Origin of the sequence: Bradyrhizobium brasilense, assembly GCF_029714345.1 — a bacterium.
In the GTDB taxonomy this organism is placed as follows: domain Bacteria; phylum Pseudomonadota; class Alphaproteobacteria; order Rhizobiales; family Xanthobacteraceae; genus Bradyrhizobium; species Bradyrhizobium australafricanum.
On record NZ_CP121669.1, the window covers coordinates 7,690,095 to 7,709,648 of the forward strand.

The window sequence follows — 19,554 nt, forward strand, 5'->3', positions numbered from 1 at the left end:
ACAAGCCGCGCATGCCGAAAAAACCCGGGACCAATCCCAAAGGCGAATTCGCCTTCTTCAACGTCTTCTATGAAGACGGCTCGCAGCGCTCCAACCGCCGCGTGCCGTCGGAGCTCATTGGCGGGCTCGACGGCGACGAGCCGGTGCGTGCCTTCCTGCGCGAGCAGGACCGCGAGATCGCCGAAAAGGGCGGCCGCCCGCCGCTCGAGATCAAGTCCATCGAGCGCGTCGGCGCGAAGAAGAAGTAGCGGCGTCCACACAACTCTATCCACGTCATTGCGAGCGCAGCGAAGCAATCTCCTCGCAATGACGTCGGAGACGGATCAAAATGAAAACGGCGGGCCTTGGCCCGCCGTTGTTGTTTCGATGGATTGCCGGGTCGAGCCCGGCAATGACAATCGGAAATATTAGTTGTCCAGGAAGCTCCGCAGCTTCCGCGACCGCGACGGGTGCTTCAGCTTGCGCAGCGCCTTGGCCTCGATCTGGCGGATGCGCTCGCGGGTGACCGAGAACTGCTGGCCGACTTCTTCCAGCGTGTGGTCGGTGTTCATGCCGATGCCGAAGCGCATGCGCAGCACGCGCTCCTCGCGCGGGGTGAGCGAGGCCAGCACGCGCGTCGTGGTCTCGCGCAGGTTGGACTGGATCGCAGCGTCGATCGGCAGGATCGCGTTCTTGTCCTCGATGAAATCGCCGAGATGCGAATCCTCTTCATCGCCCACAGGCGTCTCGAGCGACAGCGGCTCCTTGGCGATCTTGAGGACCTTGCGCACCTTCTCGAGCGGCATGCCGAGCTTCTCGGCGAGTTCTTCCGGGGTCGGCTCGCGGCCGATCTCGTTCAGCATCTGGCGCGAGGTGCGGACGATCTTGTTGATCGTCTCGATCATGTGCACGGGGATGCGGATGGTGCGGGCCTGGTCGGCGATCGAACGGGTGATCGCCTGCCGGATCCACCAGGTGGCGTAGGTCGAGAACTTGTAGCCGCGGCGATATTCGAACTTATCGACCGCCTTCATCAGGCCGATATTGCCTTCCTGGATCAGGTCGAGGAATTGCAGGCCGCGGTTGGTGTACTTCTTGGCGATCGAGATCACGAGCCGGAGGTTGGCTTCCACCATCTCCTTCTTGGCCTGACGGGCCTCGCGCTCGCCCTTCTGCACGCCGTGCACGATCTTGCGGAATTCGCCGATCTCGAGCCCGGTGAGCGCCGCCAGCGACTGGATCTCGTGGCGCAGGTCCTTGATGCGGTCCTTCTCGTGATGGACGAAGTTCTTCCAGCCCTTGGCCGACAGCTTGGAGACGCGGTTGAGCCAGCGGGGGTCGAGCTCGGAGCCCTGGTAGTTGCGCAGGAAGTCCTCGCGCGCGACGCCGTGGCTGTCGCCGAGGCGCAGCAGGCGGCCCTCGAACGAGACCAGCTTCTTGTTGATGTCGTAGAGCTGCTCGACCAGCGAATCGATGCGGGCCTGGTTGAGGCGCAGCGACTTCACCTCGACGATGATCTCGTCCTTCAGCTTCTTGTACTTGCGCTCCTGCGAGGGCGACAGCGACTCGCTCTGCAGCTGGTTGGCGATGTCCTGCTCCTGCAGGCGGCGCAGCTTCTTGTACTCGGACGCGATCTTGTCGAAGGTCTCGACCACCTTCGGCTTCAGTTCGGCCTCGATGGCGGCGAGCGACATCTGGTTCTCGAACTCGTCGTCGTCCATGTCGCCTTCGGCGGCGGCTTCGGCGGGATCCTTCTCCTCGGTGGCGGCTTCGCCACCGGCGGGCGCGGCGCGGAACGGAGTCGGCGACGGTGGCGCTGCCGGCGGCGCGACATGGGCCGGCGCACCGGCCTGCGCGTCGCCGCCATTGCCTTCGGCGGCGGCGCCCTCGGCGCCGTTGTTGCCGATCAGGTTCGGATTGATGCCGCCCTTGGACTCGGGGCCGGCATAGGTGGCTTCGAGATCGATGATGTCGCGGAGGAAGATCTTTCCTTCGTTGAGCTCATCGCGCCAGATGATGATGGCCTGGAAGGTCAGCGGGCTTTCGCAGAGGCCCGCGATCATCGCCTCGCGGCCGGCCTCGATGCGTTTTGCAATCGCGATTTCGCCTTCACGCGACAGCAGCTCGACGGTGCCCATCTCGCGCAGATACATGCGCACGGGATCGTCGGTGCGCTCGCCGGGCTCCGACTTCTTGACCTCGGTGACGGCCTTCTGCGTGACCTCGACGAGTTCGTTATCGGTCTCGTCGTCGCCGTCGTCCTTCTCGTCCTCGCCTTCGCTATCGTCGGCCTCGGTGACGTTGATGCCCATGTCGGACAGCATCGACATGATGTCTTCGATCTGTTCGGGCGACGTCGTGTCGGAGGGCAGCACTTCGTTGAGCTGATCGAAGGTCACGAAGCCGCGCTTCTTGGCCTGCTTGATCATCTTCTTCACCGCGGCATCCGACAGGTCGAGCAACGGCGACGGCGCGTCAGCGGCATCCTTCTCAGGAGCATCCGCTGCCTTGTCGTCCTTTTCCTTGTCCTTAACCTGCAGCGTCTTTGCCTTGGTGGCCATTCACTAAGCTCCCGAAACGCGGTCATGCAAAATGGCGCCACGCACGCGCATCCGCACGAAATCTAGATTTACTCTCTCGACGCACAAAGGGCGGCGCAATATCTCGCCACCCCTGTCATCCGTCTCGACGGTTTCCAATCTGCAATAGCCCGTCGCGTCTTCCGTAAAAGTGGACACCGGTTTTACGATCGGAAGACGCGACAGATCTAGATCTGACGCATTTTCTGACGGCGAACCGGGAACCACTTCGCCTGAAAATGCTACGGTAGCTATTAAGTTTCGCTTAACCCTGTTTTTGCAGCCAAACCATGGATTTGGCGAGTCTTTTCGCGGGTGCGGCCAGCGCCGTCCGCAGCATTTTTGTTATCAGACATTACGCTGGAACCGGCCCGATAATTCGCCGAACCCTTCAATCAGGGCTTCGGTCCCGTCGGCTTCTGCCATCCGGGCCTGGATATCCTGCAACCATGCCAGATTGGCCTCGCTGGAGTCTTCAGCCAAAGCCGCTTCCGCATCTTTTCTTTCCCTAAGTAAGGCGTGGGTTTTCTGATGCAAGGCAACGAGTTGACGCCAGGTTGATAAAACATCCTCGCGCGCCGCGCCGATCTGCGCGCCCCACACCGCCTGGGTTGTGATCGCTCGCTCAACCCTTTGAAGAATCGGGGATAATCCGCCCGCTTCGAGGTCGGCCCGCATCTTCTCGGCCTGCTCCTCGGCGTCAGGGGAATGGTGATGGTCGTGGGCAAAGGCGGCGATGATGGCGGCCCTGAGCTTGTGGGCCTCGGGATGGCCGAGCTCCAGCGCCGCCACCTCCTCAAGATGGTCGTGCAGCAGCCAGGGGTGGTTGATCAGGGATTGCAGGATCAGGGCCTCGCGGCGGGAGATCGCGCTGCGCTGGCCGCGCATGATCGGGCTGTTGGCCAATTGGGGGCTGGCGGCCTGATAGGGACCCCGTGAAATCCCGGGGGTGGCACCGAACCGGCCGCCCTGCGGGCCTCCCTGTCGGCCGTTTTGGGCAGGTCCCCGGGGGGCAAACTGGCGGGGTGATTCGCCACCGCGGCCGCCGCCGAAATTGCCCCTTCCGTAGCCGCCGCGGCCATAACCACCTCGGCCGCCCTCGGGCGCAAAATTGCGCTGCAGCCGCTCCTGCAGGTCCTGCCGGTAATAGCGGCGCACCACCTCGTCACGGATGCCATTGGTGAGCTCGCCGATCCGCGCCTCCAGCGCGGCGCGGCGCTCGGGCGTATCGAAATTGCCGCCCTCGATCTCGCGCGACCAGATCATTTCGGCGAGCGGACGCGCGGCCGAGATCACGTCCTCAATCGCGCCGCGGCCGCCGGAGCGGGCGAGATCGTCGGGATCCTGCCCTTCCGGCAGCAGCGCAATCCGCAGGCTCTTGCCGGGCTTGAGCTGCGGCAAGGCAAGGTCGGCAGCACGATAAGCCGCCTTCTGGCCGGCGCGGTCGCCGTCGAAGCAAAGGATCGGCTCGTCGACCATCTTCCAGAGCAGGCCGAGCTGGTTCTCGGTCAGGGCGGTGCCGAGCGGCGCGACGGCGCCGGGAAAGCCCGACGTCACCATCGCGATGACGTCGACATAGCCCTCGACGACGATCAGCTGCGCGCCGTCATGCGCGGCCTGCCGCGCGGTGAACAGATTGTAGAGATTGTCGCCCTTGTGAAACAGCGTGGTTTCCGGCGAGTTCAGGTACTTTGCCGGAACGTCCTTCTCCAGCGCACGCCCGCCGAACGCGATGACGCGGCCGCGGGCATCCGTGATCGGGAACATGACGCGGTCGCGGAAACGATCGAACGGCACCGGCTTGTCCTCGCCGGACACCAGAAGCCCGGCCTCCACCATGTCGTCGGTGGAGATGCCTAACGCGCCGAGATGTTCCTTCAGCGCGAAGCGGTCCGGCGGCGCATAGCCCATCCGGAACTGAAGCTGGGTCGCCGGCGAGATAGCGCGGTCGGCGAGGTAGCCGCGCGCCTTGGCGCCGCCCCGCGAGGCCAGCGTGTCGGCGAAGAACTTGGTCGCCAGTTCCATGACGTCGTGCAGGGTGCGGCGGTGCTGCTCGTGCCGCGCGGCATCGGGCGTCACCGCCGGCAGCGGGACACCCGCCATCGCGGCGAGACGTTCCACGGCCTCGGGGAAAGTCACGCCCTCGGTCTTCATCAGGAAGTCGAAGATGTTGCCATTCAGCCCGGACGAGAAGTCGAACCAGGCCTGCTTCTGGTCGTTGACGAAGAACGACGGCGTCTTCTCCTGCTGGAACGGCGACAGCCCCTTCCACTCCCGGCCGGCCTTCTTGAGCTTGACGCGCCTGCCCACGACTTCCGAGACCGGAAGCCGGGCGCGCAGTTCATCGAGGAATTCGGGCGTGAAACGCATCAGTCAGGATTTTGGGCTCGGGCGGCGAATCGCGGACAACCGGTTAGCCATATAGCGGCACGGCCCGCCATGCCGAACAATGTGGGGCTTTTCCGGGCTATTCACAGGTCTGGCCCGTCACGGCTCCGTCGAGCGGGCTACCCCCAAATCCACGGTGGAGAGCCCGTGCGGCAAGCTTGCCCCCTCCCCGCTTCCGGGATTGGATAGGCCATGTTCACGACATTCAGAGGCGGACAGAGCGGCGGCTGGCAGGTCACGTCCATCACGCGGGTGAAGGGCGAGACGTTGCCGAAGGTCGCGGCGTTGTCGATCGTTGCGAGCGAATCGATCGCGCTACCGCTGCTGCCGGCGCAGACCTCCTGGCGGCTCGCCGGCGTCGCCAGCCATCTGCGCTACACCGAGAAGGAGGAACGGGAGAAGCTTTTGGCCATGCAGGCCGGGCTCGGCCGCAGCGAGGCAACGCACGCGGCGCTGATCCCGATCCGGAAATCCGCGGCATGGTGGGAGCTGACGCAGGAGGAGCGCCGCAAGATCTTCGAGGATAAGTCGCACCACATCGAAGGCACCCTGAAATTCCTCCCCGCAATCGCCCGCCAGCTGTTTCATTCGCGCGACCTCGGCATGCCCTTCGACTTCCTGACCTGGTTCGAATTCGCCCCCGACCACGTCACCTTGTTCGACGAACTGGTCGGCATGCTGCGCGCGACCGAGGAATGGAGCTATGTCGAGCGCGAGGTCGACATCCGCGTGGTGCGGGAGGATTGACTTCTCTTTCGTGGTGGCCGGCACAGCCGTCAGAATGACGGCGTCGCTTCCGCTCGCCTATGACCCGGCAATCCATCAAAAGAATGACTCTTGCGAAGTGAGATGGATGCCCGGGTCAAGCCCGGGCATGACGAAACATGCGGTACGTCCGAGCGCTAATGCTCGAGGAATTTTCCTGACGCGATCCGCGGCAGCTCGGTGACCGGCCAGTTGTAGAGATAGGTCCACGCCTCGCTCACGCTGCCGTCGGCGAGCGTGACGGCAAGCATCTCGCGGACATATTCGGTCGGCGGCGGAAAGCCTTCGCCGCAGGCTTCGTACATGTCGAATTCACGCAGCATGGCCTCACGCTCCCGCAAGCGGAACAGCTCACCATGCACGATGTCGGCCGGATCGTCCGACACGACCAGGCCCGGATAATGCTTCACCAAATAGAGCCGGCCGCGGCACTGCGCCGGCCCGAGGAATTCGGCATTGCCCGCGAGCAGCTTCGCCATCGGATGGTCGAAGCCGCGCATCAGCGTGCCGTAGACGAAAAGAAGATCGGAGATCATGGGTTCAGTTGTCATTCCGGGATGGTCCGAAGGACCAGACCCGGAATCTCCAGATTCCGGGTCTGGTGCTAACGCACCATCCCGGAATGACAGAAAATCCCGGGGGACGCTAGGCCGCCGCCACCTCGTCCGTCACCACGACGAACTTCGTCAGCGTCATGCGGCCGAAGCTCGTGGTGAGGGCGACGTCGGCGGCGTCGCGGCCGGTCGCCATCAGGATGCGGCCGATCCGCGGCGTGTTGTGGCGGGCATCGAAGGTGTACCACTGGCCCGACAGATAGACCTCGAACCAGCCGGAGAAATCCATCGGCGCGGGGTCCGGCGGCACGCCGATGTCGCCGAGATAGCCGGTGCAGTAGCGCGCCGGAATGCCCATGCAGCGGCAGAAGGTGAGCGCCAGATGCGCGAAGTCGCGGCAGACGCCGGCGCGGCTTTCATAGACGTCGTGCGCCGACTTCATGTGATGGGCGTGCTGATAGCCGAACGTCACGTGGTGGTGCACGAAATCAGTGATCGCCTGCACCCGCGCCCAGCCCTGCGGTGTGTTGCCGAACAGCGACCAGGCGACATCGGTCAGCTTGTCGGTCTCGCAATAGCGGCTCGGCATCAGATAGAGCAGCATGTCGTCCGGCAATTGCTCGACCGGCAGCTGCTGTCCAGCCGGATTGACGATGTCAGACAGTCCGGAATCGCGCACCAGCGCGCTGCCGCGGAAGGTGACGCCACCGCTGGGGGCAACGAGCCGCCCGCAGACATTGCCAAAGCCGTCGCGATAGAGGCCGATCGGCACGTCCGGTTCGGTCGAAAGGCGCTCGGTGCCGACGATGTCGGCGTAGCGCGACGGATGGATCGACAGCATGATCACCATCGGGGTCGGTTGCGCCGCCGTGTAGGTGATCTCGAAGCCGACCTTGATCTGCATCGTCAGGCCGTCTCCTGCTCCGCGTTCTCGCCGACCGAGACCACCTTGATGTCGACATCCATGCCGAGAAAGGCGTCCGCCGCGCCGAGATAGACGCCGTGCAGCGGGATCGCCTGGCGCGGGTCGCGCGCCACCGCGACGCGGATCAGATCGCGCGTGCCGACGATGCCGTTGGTCGGATCGAACTCGATCCAGCCCGCGCTCGGCAGATAGACCTGCACCCAGGCATGGGTCGAGCCGCCGCCGACATAGCCGTGCGCGCTGCCGGGCGGCATCGCGAGATAGCCGGAGACGAAGCGCGCGGCGACGCCGAGCCGGCGCAGCGCTTCGATCATGAACAGCGCATAGTCGCGGCAGGTGCCGGACTGCGTGCGCAGCGTGTCGAGCGGATGCTGGGTGCCCTGCTCGTAGCGCTTGCGATAGCTGAACGCCTCGCGGATGCCGTGGGTCATGCCGCTGAGGATCTTGAAAGTCGGCGTCGGCGCCTCGACATCGAGGAAGCGCCGCGCCCAGGCCGACAGCTCGCCGTTCGGGTCGCCATATTGCGGCGTGATGAACTGCTGCAGATCGGGGAATTCCTCATCGTCGTAGAGGAACGGATAGAAATAGGCGGGATCGTCCGGCGTCAGCGCGAACGTATCGGCCGGATTGTGCTCCACCGTCGCGGTCGAGACGAAGGACAGCGTGTCGGCGCGCTCGTCGAAGGCGGCGATCGCCATGCTGTTGCCGAACACGTCGTGGATCCAACGCAGCGACATCGGCTGTGGATCGATCACAAGTGCGCTGTCGAGCACGCGCAGATCATGGCCGTCACGGGGCCGCAGCATGATGCGGTGCTCGCCGAACGCCACCGGGCGCGCGTAGCGATAAACGGTCTTGTGATGAATAGTCAGCAGCGGCATCTTCAAACAATCATCGTGATTTCGGGCTGCATAATCTATAGAGAAAGCTGCCCGATTCCAGATCAGCATGCCGCCTGAATAGGCAAAGTCGAGGAAAAAAGCCCTTGAATTACGGAGGCGGTCCATCGTTCCTGCTCGCGAGCACCGACGCTTCACCGGTTCTTGAACACAATGCCGGCGGCCGCTCGCCGTTCCTGTTCACCTGCGACCACTACGGCAGGCTGATTCCCTCTCCGCTCGGTGACCTCGGCCTGCCCGAAGATGAGCTGGTGCGGCACATCGCCTGGGACATCGGCATCGCCGGCGTCGCAACCCGGCTCTCGGAGCGGCTTGGCGCGCATTTGATCGCGCAGCGCTATTCGCGGCTCGTGATCGACTGCAATCGTCCGCCGCATGTCGCAAGCTCGATTCCGCTGATTAGCGAGGCCACCACGGTGCCGGGCAATGAAGGCCTGTCGCGCGAGGCCGCCGAGATGCGCCACGCGCAGATCTTCGATCCCTATCACAAACGCATCGACGAGATCATCGACGCGCGCGCGCGTCGGGGCCTGCCGACGATGCTGGTGTCGCTGCACAGCTTCACGCCGATCTACGCCGGCATCGCGCGACCCTGGCACATCGGCACGCTCTACCACCGCGACACGGTGCTGCCGCCGCTGCTGTTGAAGCATCTGCGCGCCGAGGGCGATCTCGTGGTCGGCGACAACGAGCCCTATGCGGTCAGCGACGAGACCGACTACACGATCCCCGTGCATGGCGAGGCACGCGGCCTGATGAACTCGGGCATCGAGATCCGCCAGGACCTGATCTCCGACCAAGCCGGCGAGACGGCGTGGGCCGAACGGCTGGCGCGCATCCTCGGCGAGATCGAGGCGACGCTGCGCACGGAAGCCCTGATCTAGCGACTGACGGTCAGCCAGGGCGTGGCCTCTAGCCCGAAGGCGGCTCGACGTGCTTTAATTGGCCGGGTTGAACTTCCAAGTTAGGGTAGTCCGTGGCGCCCGAGCGAGTGGAAAGGCGACTGGCAGCAGTGCTGGCGGCAGATGTCGCCGGCTACAGTCGCCTGATGGGAACGGACGAGGAAGGCACGCTCGCGCGGCTTAAGGCGGCCAGAAAGAATCTCATTGATCCAACGATCGCCGCTCATCGAGGCCGCATCGTCAAAACGACCGGCGACGGTATGCTGGTCGAATTCGGCAGCGCCGTCGACGCAGTGCGCAGCTCTGTAGAGGTTCAGAGCAGGATGGCGGAGCTTAACGCATCCGCACCGCAACAGCAGCGGATCGAATTTCGCATCGGCATTCACGTCGGCGACATCATCATCGACAACGACGACATTTTCGGCGACGGCGTCAACATCGCCGCGCGGCTGGAGAACATCGCGGACCCGGGCGGCATATGCCTGTCTGACGACGCCTACCGGCAGATCCGGAGCAAGGTCGATGCAGCCTTCGAAGACATGGGCCAACAGAATCTGAAAAACATCACTGAACCGATCCGCGCCTGGCGAATGAAGATTGGCGCCAGAACTTCGCCTGAGCGCCATCCAACTCCCGCCGAATCGCATCACGTGCGCCCGTTCTCGGGAAAGCCCTCCATCGCGGTGCTGCCGTTCCAGAACATGAGCGGCGACAACGAGCAGGAGTATTTCGCGGATGGGATCGCGGAAGACGTCCTTACGACCCTGTCGAAGATTCAGGAACTGATGGTGATAGCTCGCAACTCGAGCTTCGCGTTCAAGGGGCAGAACAGGGACATTCGCGAAATCGGGCAGATCCTGGGTGCTCGTTATCTGCTGGAAGGGAGCGTTCGAAAGATCGGCAATCGCATCAGGTTGACGGCGCAGTTGATTGATGGTCGAGACGGCGGTCATCTCTGGGCGGATCGCTTTGACGGAGACCTGGACGACGTGTTCGATCTCCAGGACCGAATTACGCAAGAGATCGTCGAAGCGCTTGAGGTCCAGTTGACGGTCGGCGAACGCGCAAGGGTGTGGAGAAAGCGCTCGGGCAGTCCGCTGGCTTATGAGTATGTTTTGAAGGGACGCGCCCTGTACGTTAATTTCGCAAGGCAAACTCACGCACAGGCCCGGAAGCTTTTTGAACAGGCGCTGGAGATCAATGCCTCGTTCATGCCGGCGCTCTACTTGTTGGGTCTTACCCTGACTGACCAGGCGCGCTTCGGTTGGATCAAGGATGAAAATGAAGCGTATCAAGCCGCACTGGGCTGCGCTGATCGGGCTCTCGCCGCCGACCCCAGCTTCGGGGAAGCATACCTGGTGATCGGCTATGTTCGTACCTATCAACGTCGTCATGATGAGGCTGTGGCAGCAGGAGAAACCGCGATCAGCCTCGCTCCCAGCAGCTCTGACGCCCATCACATGGCGGGCATGTACCACGGCTACGCCGGCAATTTCCGAAAGGCCGTCCTCTACGAGGAACACGCCCAACGGCTCAGTCCGATTGAGCGCAACGAATCCATGGTCGACGAAGCGCGCGCAAGATTTCATCTCGGAGATTTCGCGGCGGCGCACGATATAGCCTCCCGCGTACTGAGGCAGCGGCCGCTCTGGCGGACCGCGCAGTCGACCCTCATAGCGGCGCTCTGGAATCTCGGCCGGCAAGATGACGCGCGCAGTATCTCAACCGACTTGCTGGCGGGCCACCCCAATTTCAGCCTGGCCCGCTGGGCCCGGCTGCTGCCGTATCGTCGACAGAGCGACCTGGACGCATTGGTCAACCCGCTACGCATGGCGGGGCTCCCGGAGTGACGACCCGTCCTCTTACAATGCCGGCGCGACGCCACACGCCAGGCACCTGTGCGGCCGCGACTGCTTGTTCGATTGCCCGTTGGATTTCTTGCGCATCTCCGCGGATGAGACACCGCAGGGATCGGCATATTCCGATTGGACCAGCTTTGCTGATTGCACGACCGGTTCGAGGCGCGATCAGGAGCGAACCCGATCAATTCGGCTGGCGCCGCCAGATGAACACCAGATAGAGCAGCACAGGCAGGCCGAGCCCGGCCCATGAGACTGCATCCCACCAGCCGTCGCCGACCAGCGCGCTGATCAATCCGACCGTGCTCACGATCGCGATGACGAGCGGAGCGCCGAAGATCTGGGTCAATGAACGATGCGAGACCATGCTGACGTCACGACGATAATGCGGGTTTGTCGATGGAGGCGGCGTTGGCGATCGCACGTTCCTGGCTCACGCCCGCCTTGCGGCGGCGCATCCAGAGATACACGCCGGTCACGAGGATGAAGATGGTCAGGATGTCGAGCAGCGCCCAGACGATCTTGAGCGGCATGCCGCCATAGTCGCCGAAATGCAGTGGCTGCGAGACGAACAGGGTCGTCACATACCAGGGCATATCCCTTGTGTCGGTCAGCTTGCCGGTTTCCGCGTCGATCAGCGCCGGCTTCAGCAGCCGCGAGGTCAGCGGCGTATCGCCGTGCAAGAACACCGCGTAGTGACTCTTGCTGCTGAACAGGGTTCCCGGGAAGGCGACGAAGCTCGGCGTCATGCCGGGCACCGCATGGGTGGCCACTTCGACCGCCGCATTCAGCGAGGTCAGCTTCGACGGCACCGGCCGGTCCTTGTACTGCGCGGTCATTTCGGCGAGTTGGCCGAACTGCCACATCTTGAGGACGAGATCGGCCCAGGTGTTGATCACCCCGGTGAAGCCCACGACCAGCGTCCAGGCGACGAGCAGGATGCCCGCGAGATTATGGACGTCGAGCCAGCGCACGACGCGGGTCCGCTGCGCGCGGTAGGCGCCGAAACGCAGCTTCCGCATCGACGGCGCATAGACGACGATGCCGGAGATGATCGCGACGCAGAACAGGATCCCCATCAATCCGAGGAACAGCTTGCCGGGCAGGCCTGCGAACATGTCGGTGTGCAGCTTCAACATGATGTAGGTGAAGCGGCCGGTCACATCGGGCGCATCGAGATAGGCGCCGGTATGCTTATCCATCCGGATCAGCAAATTGTTGGTCGGATCGGCATCGATGGTCGGGCCGACGCTGACGAACATCGCGCTCGGATCGTCGCGATCCCAGATCAGGAAGTGAGGCACCTTTCCAGCCGCCTGCGCGAGCGCGTTGCCGAGCAGACGGTCCAGATTGGCCGGCGGCGTGCCTGGCGGCACGTCGGCCGGCTTGACCTGGCTGTGCAGGAGATCGTCGATCTGCTCGTGGAAGATCAGCGGCAGGCCGGTGATGCAGAGCAGCAGCATGAACAACGTGCAGATGAGGCTGGTCCATTTATGGACAGCGCCCCATCGCCGCAAGGATCTGGTCGTCGCAGTCAATTTCGTTACCTAGTTCCAGGTGTACTTCATCGTGCCCAGCACCGTGCGGCCATTGCCGAGGCCGCAATAGGGAAGCCCGGTGAGGCAGGATGCGACATAGAAGTGGTCGGTCAGATTGGTCACGTTGACCTGCGCCTTCCATCCCTTCAGGTCCGGCCGCAGATAGGCGAAGTCGTAGCTGACCGACGCATCGAGCAAGGCATAGGAGGGAATGACAAAGGTGTTGAAGTTGTCGCCGTAGGTCTCGCCGACATAGCGCACACCGAGGCCGAGCCCAAGGCCCGCGAGCGCGCCGTCATACCAGGTATACTTGCCCCAGACCGCGCCCTGGTCCTGCGCCGTGTTCATCATGTACTTGCCGGCATAGCCGGCGATGCTCGTCGTCACCCGCGGATCGAGATGGGTGTATCCCGCCGTGATCTCGAACTCGCGCGTGAGATTGCCCTTCAGCTCGAGCTCGAAGCCGCGGACACGCACGGCATCGGTCTGCACGTTGAAGAGCGGATTGAGTGGATCGGCGGTCAGTACGTCCTGCTGACGAATATCGAACGCTGCCGCCGTCACCATGAAGTTCGAGCCGTTCGGCTTGAACTTGACGCCGACCTCCGCGCCCTCGCCCGTCGTCGGCCTGAACGACCGGCCGACGCTGTCGGCGCCGAGGTTGGGCGTGAACGAGGTCGCGTAGCTGACATAGGGCGCGAGGCCGATATCGAACAGGTAGCTCAGGCCGATGCGCCCGGTTTGCGCCGAGTCATCGCGCGAATAATGGCCGGCCGGCGGATAGAACGCCATGCTGGTGAAGCCGGAGCTGACCCAATCCTGGCGGCCGCTCATGGTCAACATCCAGCGATCGAGCTTGATCTGATCCTGCAGATAGGCGCCGAGCTGCGACTGTCTGTCGTCGCGCAGAATGAACGGCGCCAGCGAGCTGGCTGACGGAACGGCGGTGCCGTAGACCGGACTATAGGCATCGATCGGCGCAATCGGCGTCGTGCGATAGTCGGTGTTCGCCCACAGATCGAAGTAGTCGACGCCGGCCAGCACCTTGTGGACCAGCGGCCCGGTCGCGAAATCCGCCTGCAGCTGATTGTCGAGCGCGACATTGGCGGCATTGGCCTTGACGTAGTTGTAGCTGCGCGCGACCAGACGATCCGTCACCATGCCCTCGGTCCGCACCGATGCGAGGTCGTTGCTGACCTGGGTGTAGCGGAGGTTTTGCCGGAACTGGAAGATGTTGTCGAAGCGATGCTCGAACGCGTAGCCGACCGCGAACTGCTCGAGATGATAGCCATCCAGCCCGGGCTCGCCGAGGTAACGGCTGTAGGGAATATGTCCGTTGGGGTTGGGCAGGAACGACACCTGTCCCGGGACGTATTGCTGGTAACCCTTGTTGTCGACCTTCTGGTACTGCGAGAGCACGGTGAAGCTGGTGTCGTAGGTCGGGCGCCAGGTGAAGCTCGGCGCGATGAACAGCTTGTTGTCCTGAACAAAGTCGGTCTGGCTGTTGCTGTCGCGGCCAAGGCCGACGATGCGGTAAAGCACCCGGCCGTCCTTGTCGGCGGGACCACCGATGTCGAAGGCGCCTTGGAAGCGATCGAACGAGCCGAACGATCCCTCGATCTCGTAATGCGGCGTCTCGGTGGGCCGCTTGCTGACCAGGTTCAACAGGCCGCCCGGATCGGATTGTCCATACAGGCCGGATGACGGGCCCTTCAGGACCTCGATGCGCTCGAGACCATAGGTCTCGATGCGCGGGACCGCGAAGGTCGTGGTGTCGGTCGGCAGCCGCAGCCCGTCGAGATAACGCGGCGCGGTGAAGCCCCGCAGCTTGAACTCGTCGAAGAACGCGTTGGCGCCAAAACTCTCGATCGTCACGCCGGGCGTGTAACGCAGCGCTTCGGTGATGTTCTGCGCACCCTGTGCCTGGATCTGATCCTGGGTGACGATCGAGATCGACTGCGGCGTCGTCAGGACCGGGCTGTCGGTCTTGGTTGCGGTGACGCTCTGGCTTGCGAGATAGCCGGTGACGGGCCCGTTGCCGCGCTCTCCACCGCCACTCGGCCCCGGTGCTGGAACGTTCTGCGCGGGCGCCCGGTTCGCGATCGATCGCGGCGTCGTACGTGCAGGACGCGCCGCGCGTCGCGCCGGCAGCGTCCGCCGCGCCTGCTGCTGTTGTTTCGGCGCCTCGACCGTCACCGGCGGCAGCGCCGATTGCGCAACGCTTTCACGCGGCATCACCACACTCAGCACGAACAAACCACTGCCGGCCATGTACCCGGCCGCCAGCGCAGTGCGACGAAACATCCGACCCCCGTCAACTCACATCGCCTTCATCCTCGCCGTCACTAACACGATGAAAGACGTACGCAGCTGATCGGTGATTAGAACACATCCAGTGTTGGGCTTATCGCCGATGGTGTTGCGAGCTCGCAACGTGAACGCAGCGAAACTGCGTCAATGCGCCTCAGATTTTTCGAGCGCTTCTAAGGACGATTCTAAACTGCGTTTCGCTCCGCGATACTTCGAGTCAGTTCCGCGCACGGCGATCGAACGACGCCGCGCGCGGAAGCGATGATCGCAGTTGCTGTGCTCTCGCCGAGCTCAGCGTCAGACTTCGGTGACGTGCTCCGGATCGGCGGATGCGAGCGCCGCGGCACGCTCGGCGCGCGGCGGATAGATCCAGACGGTGTTGATCTCCCGCTTGGTCTTCTTGGCGACGTCGCCGACCATCTCGACCTTCCGCTCCCAGCCGCGGGTGAACAGCGCGCCGGCCTCGCCGAGGTCGAGGCAGGTGACATAGGCCTTCTGGTGATACGGCCTGGTCGGGACACCGAGCAGCTCGGCGGCGGCGTTGTTGCCGGCAAAGGCGCCCATCCGCGTCGCGTGCTGGCACGACATCAGCGCGTAATTGCCGACATCGTCGCATGCGGCGCGCGCCGCGTCGCCGGTGGCGAACACGCCCGCGACCGACGGCACGCGCAGATCACGATCGACCAACAGCCGGCCGAAATTGTCGCGTTCCGCCGGGATCTGCGTGGTCAGCGGCGCGGCGCGAATGCCCGCCGCCCAGACCACGGTCACGGCCTCGATATGCTCGCCGCTGGAGAGCGTGACGCCGGACTTGCTGACCTCGGCGACGCCGGCACCGAAGCGGCCTTCCACGCCGAGCTTGCGCATCGCGTCCTCGATGATCGGGCGCGGGCCCTCGCCCATATCGGGTGCAATCGCCACGTTGCGATCGACGATCACGACGCGGGGCTTGGCGTCGCTGCCGAGAATATCCCGGAGCCGCGCCGGCATCTCGGTCGCCGCTTCGATGCCGGTGAAGCCGCCGCCGGCAACGACGACAGTGTCGCGGGCCACTGATGCCGGCTGTTTGGCGAGGTCGTGCAGATGGCGGTCGAGCGCGATCGCGTCCGCAAGATTGTCGACGCTGAAGCCATGCTCGGCGAGGCCGGGCACGTTCGGACGGAACAGCCGGCTGCCGGTCGCCACCACAAGGCGATCATAAGGCAGCGTCTTGCGCGCGTCCTTGGCGGTGACGATCTGCACGGTGCGGGCCTTGGTGTCGACGGCTTCGGCGCTGCCCTGCACATAGACGACGTCGATCGCGTTGAAGACGTCGAGCAGCGGCGCGGTCAGCGTCTCCGGCTTCGGCTCGTAGAGCCGCGGGCGGACCACCAGGGTCGGCTCCGGCGCGACCAGCGCGATCTCGAGTTCCTCGGGCGAGACGCCCTTGATGTCGCGCAGGCGGGCTGCGGAGAGCGCGGCGTACATGCCGGCAAAGCCGGCGCCGATGATGACAATTCGCATGGGTATCTCCTCTGGGTTGACAGTCTCTGATGTCCGCGCGTTGCCGCCGCTGCCTGCCGCTTGCGGCGAAGCCTGTCGCGATCGGCGACGCGAAGAGGTGAAACGAAAGCGAGCGCCTATTGCCGGGCGGCGCAGCTCGACAGGAACGGCGTGCGTGCCCCGGGCATGCACGCCGCGCGACAACCTCTCGCGCCCGACAGCGATCCATGCTGAAGGCCGATCGGCAGCGCGGCCCCCGGGAGCCAATCGCGGTAGAGTGCCTGGGCGGCGTCGCTGATCATCACCGACGTCATGGCATCGGCGCCCTGAACGGTCTGCGCCGGCGCATCGGCGTCCTCGCCGGTTGCCGACGTGAAGCGGACGGTGAGCGTAAGTCCGTACATCAGTGCAGTCGCGAGGACCCGGCGTCGCCGTGTGACTGCAAGGGAGCTACCGAAATCCTTCCAGGCCATCGCTTGTCTCCGTTGTTGGCGTAAGCGCCACGGTGATCTAGCGAATTGGCCTTATGAGTGCCCCAGAGCGATTGCCCGACCTGAAGAGCGATTGCGGCTAGAGCATTTTCCGTTATCTGCTCGAAAACGCTCTACCGCAGGCGGCGCCGCCAATCGCTCGGGGTCTCGCCGGTCAGCTTCCTGAACGCGGCCGCGAACGCGGTCTGCGAACTGTAGCCGAGCGCCGCCGCGATCGAGACCACGGATGCGTCGGTGTCGCGCAGCATGTTCATGGCCTGCTCGAGCCGGTGCTGGCGCAGCCAGGCATGCGGCGAGAGCCCGGTGCTTTCCTTGAAGGCGCGGCAGAAGTGAAAGCGCGACAGGCCGGCGTCCGTCGCCAGCGCCGCGAGCGAGACGTCCGCATCGCTGTCCGAGCGCAACCGCTCGATGGCGCGGCGCAGCGCGGTCGGCGCCAGACCGCCCACGGTCGCCTGCACCGTGGCAGGCACGCCGGCATGCGCCGACAGCAGGCGCGTGGCCAAGAGATCCGTCAGTTGCTGCCGGAACAGCGCATCCAGCGCCGCGCTGCCATCGAGCGCATCAGCGGCGCTCAGCAGCAACCGCGATGTAATCGGATCGGGATGCCCGGTGCGCTCCAGCAGATCGCCGGGAGCGGCGGTGTCGGCTTCGCCGGCCACGCGCGCCAGCGTCGCATGCGGAAGATAGAGCTGAACGACATGCAAGGACTGGTGAATATCCCAGCGCGAGGTCGAGCCGGCCGGAATGATCGTCACGACCCCGGACCGCGCCGTTCCGATCGAAGCCACCTTGCCGGTGCGCCGCTCCAGCCGCTGCGAGCCGGCGGGATAGCTCATGACGACATGGTCGGCCATCGGCCTGACCACGTCGTGCAGGGCGTCATGCTTCCAATAGGCGATCGCGCCGCTCGACGGGTCGGCCGCCATGCGAAGCGGCTGCGTCTTGAGCACGCGGGCCATCTCCTGGCCGGCCGGGCAGCGCGGACCGGCCGGCGCCTCGGTCTGCCGCGCATCGGATGCGGCGGGCGAATCCCGCAAAGCATCGTGCAGGATCGGCTTACTCATCACCTGTGCTCGCGTTTGAAGGCTCATGCGCTCCCTCCTTGCGGGCCCGGTCTGTGGGACCTGTGAGGCGCGGAACTGCCCGCCGGACCTAAGCGCCGTGCAGTTCAGCTGTCTTTCCTGAAACGGCCATGCTTTGCCCAATTCTGCGCCAAGCGCAGCGCTGCGACATTTCTGCGTCGGGTACGGCCGATCGAACCAAGGCAATTGAAATCGTTCTGGAATCGCTTGGCCGCGATCGGCCGGCAGGTCGTTCATGATCCCGTGAGCAAACTGGACTGCACGGCGGCAATCCCGGATAATGAGTGACTGCTTCGCAGGATGACTGAAAGGTCCCTGCCCGGCTGCGCATCAATGATGGACCCAACACACATGACACAGGCGGGCGCCTACGGGCAGCGGCTCGGGCAATTCCTGCGCCTGAAGGATACGCCGCCGGCGCTGATCACGCGTACGCTGCGCAGCGCCGAACTCGCGGTCACCGAAACCCGGGACGACAACCCGGTGCCCGGGCTGTCCGGATCACTCACCGCCGAGGATGCCTTTCTGGTCAGCCTGAAGCTGCACGATTATCCGGACTGCGAGCTGTGGGAAGGCGGCAAGTGCCTCATGAAGCGGGATATCCCTGCGGGCGCGACCTATCTCTACGATCTCAAACGCGATCCGCGCTACGTGATCGACAAGCCGTTCCACTCGCTGTTCTTCTATCTGCCGCGCTCGGCGCTTACTGATTTCGCCGAACAGACCGGCTCGCCGCGCATCGGCGAACTGGCCTGCGAAATCGGCACCGGTCACGACGACGGCGTCATTCGTCATGTCGGGGCGCTGCTGCGCGAGGGATTGCGTCGGCCGGACGAGACCAACCAGCTGTTCATCGACCACATGATGCTGGCGATGACCGCGCACGTCACCCGCACCTATGGCGGAATACAACACCCGACCGGACCGACCCGCGGTGGCCTCGCCGCCTGGCAGATCAACCGCGCCTGCGAAAAGCTCGAGTCCGACCTCAGCGGGAAGATTTCCCTGAAGCAGATCGCGGCCGAGCTCGATCTGTCGGTCGGCCATTTTTCGCGCACCTTCCGCATCTCCACCGGCCTGCCGCCGCACCAATGGCTGCTTCAGCAGCGCCTGAAGGTGGCCAAGCAGCTGATGGCGGCGCGCGACCTGTCGCTGTCCGAGATCGCGATTTCGGCCGGCTTCGCCAATCAAAGCCACTTCACGCGGGTGTTTTCCGCCGTGGTCGGCGTCAGCCCGGCGGCGTGGCGGCGCGAAATGCACCGCCCGGCGAGAAGCGAGAGCTGAACAGCGCCGCGTTCAACCGGCCGGCGCGGCTCGAACGGCATGCTTCGCGTGCCATTTGGGACCCGGTCCGCGCATGTAGTGCAGCTCGGGCCGGTAGGGATCGCGAATTCGCGCGATCAGATTCTGCAAGCTCGTCGTGATCGCGTTCCAGCTGTCGCGCAGAAGGAGCAATGATGCGTGCGGTGACAGCATGGCGCCCTCTCAGTGCGGCTTCCCAAGAACGGATGCGAAGGACAGGATCACGATCTCCTCGCCGGACTCGTCGCTGACATGCACGACCCAGTCGCGCCAGTCTTCCAGGCTGACCGTTGCGACCAGCGATCGCATCATGCACGTCGCCGCCTCGCAGGCCTCCGAGAGGCTGGTCACCGAGGTGCCGCGGCGATCCATCAGCACCCCGTGCGTGGTCGAGCAATGGAAAAAGACCTGGGTCATGTGCGTATCCTCGCAAGCTCCGGACCAGAAGGTCGTCTTTGGAGCTCCACGTTTCTTCGACGCGACCATTCGCAAGCCGGTT

18 protein-coding genes are annotated in these 19,554 nt (G+C 64.3%); 5 read left to right on the top strand and 13 right to left on the bottom strand.

Translation table 11 applies throughout. The features are described from left to right. Positions 1-11 precede the first annotated feature (11 nt). A complete protein-coding gene (locus QA635_RS35460) occupies positions 12-248 on the top strand; it encodes a hypothetical protein (RefSeq protein WP_026192271.1) in 237 nt (78 codons plus the stop codon). Between the two features lie 159 nt (positions 249-407). Here the strand turns inward: QA635_RS35460 and rpoD are convergent, their stop codons facing one another. After that, positions 408-2,540 (bottom strand): RNA polymerase sigma factor RpoD, encoded by a 2,133-nt coding sequence (rpoD, locus tag QA635_RS35465; RefSeq protein WP_057018061.1) that lies wholly within the window; start codon positions 2,538-2,540, stop codon positions 408-410. A gap of 366 nt (positions 2,541-2,906) precedes the next feature. Continuing rightward, positions 2,907-4,928 (bottom strand): DNA primase, encoded by a 2,022-nt coding sequence (gene dnaG, locus QA635_RS35470; protein WP_283064385.1) that lies wholly within the window; start codon positions 4,926-4,928, stop codon positions 2,907-2,909. Positions 4,929-5,138: 210 nt separating this feature from the next. Here dnaG and QA635_RS35475 point away from each other — a divergent pair, with 210 nt between their 5' ends. Beyond that, positions 5,139-5,693 carry a chlorite dismutase family protein gene (locus tag QA635_RS35475; RefSeq protein ID WP_283064387.1) on the top strand — a complete coding sequence of 185 codons (555 nt, stop codon included), beginning with the start codon at positions 5,139-5,141 and terminating at the stop codon, positions 5,691-5,693. Between the two features lie 155 nt (positions 5,694-5,848). On the opposite strand, the gene QA635_RS35480 is transcribed toward QA635_RS35475, so the two are convergent. From QA635_RS35480 to QA635_RS35490, 3 genes are all read right to left on the bottom strand, one after another. Further along, complete coding sequence (locus QA635_RS35480) at positions 5,849-6,247, bottom strand: gamma-glutamylcyclotransferase family protein (RefSeq protein ID WP_283072020.1); 399 nt, start codon at positions 6,245-6,247, stop codon at positions 5,849-5,851. Between the two features lie 109 nt (positions 6,248-6,356). Next, positions 6,357-7,169, bottom strand: coding sequence for a transglutaminase-like domain-containing protein (locus tag QA635_RS35485; protein WP_283064390.1), 813 nt, complete (start codon positions 7,167-7,169; stop codon positions 6,357-6,359). A gap of 2 nt (positions 7,170-7,171) precedes the next feature. Continuing rightward, positions 7,172-8,071: a transglutaminase family protein gene (locus QA635_RS35490; protein ID WP_028343411.1), complete on the bottom strand. Its 900-nt coding sequence runs from the start codon at positions 8,069-8,071 to the stop codon at positions 7,172-7,174. Positions 8,072-8,175: 104 nt separating this feature from the next. On the opposite strand from QA635_RS35490, the gene QA635_RS35495 reads away from it, so the two are divergent. Together QA635_RS35495 and QA635_RS35500 are read left to right on the top strand one after the other, a co-directional pair. Further along, on the top strand, positions 8,176-8,973 hold the full coding sequence (locus QA635_RS35495; protein WP_283064396.1) for an N-formylglutamate amidohydrolase: 798 nt from the start codon (positions 8,176-8,178) through the stop codon (positions 8,971-8,973). A 128-nt stretch (positions 8,974-9,101) separates the two neighbouring features. After that, positions 9,102-10,841: an adenylate/guanylate cyclase domain-containing protein gene (locus QA635_RS35500; RefSeq protein ID WP_283064398.1), complete on the top strand. Its 1,740-nt coding sequence runs from the start codon at positions 9,102-9,104 to the stop codon at positions 10,839-10,841. Between the two features lie 193 nt (positions 10,842-11,034). Here the strand turns inward: QA635_RS35500 and QA635_RS35505 are convergent, their stop codons facing one another. The 6 genes from QA635_RS35505 to QA635_RS35530 all read right to left on the bottom strand — a co-directional run bounded on the left by QA635_RS35505 (position 11,035) and on the right by QA635_RS35530 (position 17,735). Then, a complete protein-coding gene (locus tag QA635_RS35505) occupies positions 11,035-11,217 on the bottom strand; it encodes a hypothetical protein (protein WP_092087447.1) in 183 nt (60 codons plus the stop codon). Positions 11,218-11,224: 7 nt separating this feature from the next. Then, complete coding sequence (locus QA635_RS35510) at positions 11,225-12,313, bottom strand: PepSY-associated TM helix domain-containing protein (RefSeq protein WP_283064401.1); 1,089 nt, start codon at positions 12,311-12,313, stop codon at positions 11,225-11,227. Positions 12,314-12,397: 84 nt separating this feature from the next. After that, a complete protein-coding gene (locus tag QA635_RS35515) occupies positions 12,398-14,659 on the bottom strand; it encodes a TonB-dependent siderophore receptor (protein ID WP_425249217.1) in 2,262 nt (753 codons plus the stop codon). A 336-nt stretch (positions 14,660-14,995) separates the two neighbouring features. Continuing rightward, the gene (locus QA635_RS35520; RefSeq protein WP_283064405.1) at positions 14,996-16,201 is read right to left on the bottom strand and encodes an NAD(P)/FAD-dependent oxidoreductase; all 1,206 of its coding nucleotides are present in this window, start codon (positions 16,199-16,201) and stop codon (positions 14,996-14,998) included. Between the two features lie 116 nt (positions 16,202-16,317). After that, the gene (locus QA635_RS35525; RefSeq protein WP_283064407.1) at positions 16,318-16,653 is read right to left on the bottom strand and encodes a hypothetical protein; all 336 of its coding nucleotides are present in this window, start codon (positions 16,651-16,653) and stop codon (positions 16,318-16,320) included. Between the two features lie 131 nt (positions 16,654-16,784). Further along, positions 16,785-17,735 (bottom strand): helix-turn-helix domain-containing protein, encoded by a 951-nt coding sequence (locus QA635_RS35530; protein ID WP_283064409.1) that lies wholly within the window; start codon positions 17,733-17,735, stop codon positions 16,785-16,787. A gap of 369 nt (positions 17,736-18,104) precedes the next feature. Here QA635_RS35530 and QA635_RS35535 point away from each other — a divergent pair, with 369 nt between their 5' ends. Then, on the top strand, positions 18,105-19,037 hold the full coding sequence (locus QA635_RS35535; protein WP_283064412.1) for a helix-turn-helix domain-containing protein: 933 nt from the start codon (positions 18,105-18,107) through the stop codon (positions 19,035-19,037). 12 nt (positions 19,038-19,049) lie between these two features. Here QA635_RS35535 and QA635_RS35540 read toward each other — a convergent pair whose 3' ends face one another. Both QA635_RS35540 and QA635_RS35545 read right to left on the bottom strand, forming a co-directional pair. Further along, positions 19,050-19,229, bottom strand: coding sequence for a hypothetical protein (locus QA635_RS35540; protein ID WP_283064414.1), 180 nt, complete (start codon positions 19,227-19,229; stop codon positions 19,050-19,052). A gap of 9 nt (positions 19,230-19,238) precedes the next feature. Next, entirely contained in the window at positions 19,239-19,472 is a 234-nt protein-coding gene (locus QA635_RS35545; RefSeq protein WP_028333132.1) for a DUF6894 family protein, read from the bottom strand. Between the last annotated feature and the right edge of the window lie 82 nt (positions 19,473-19,554).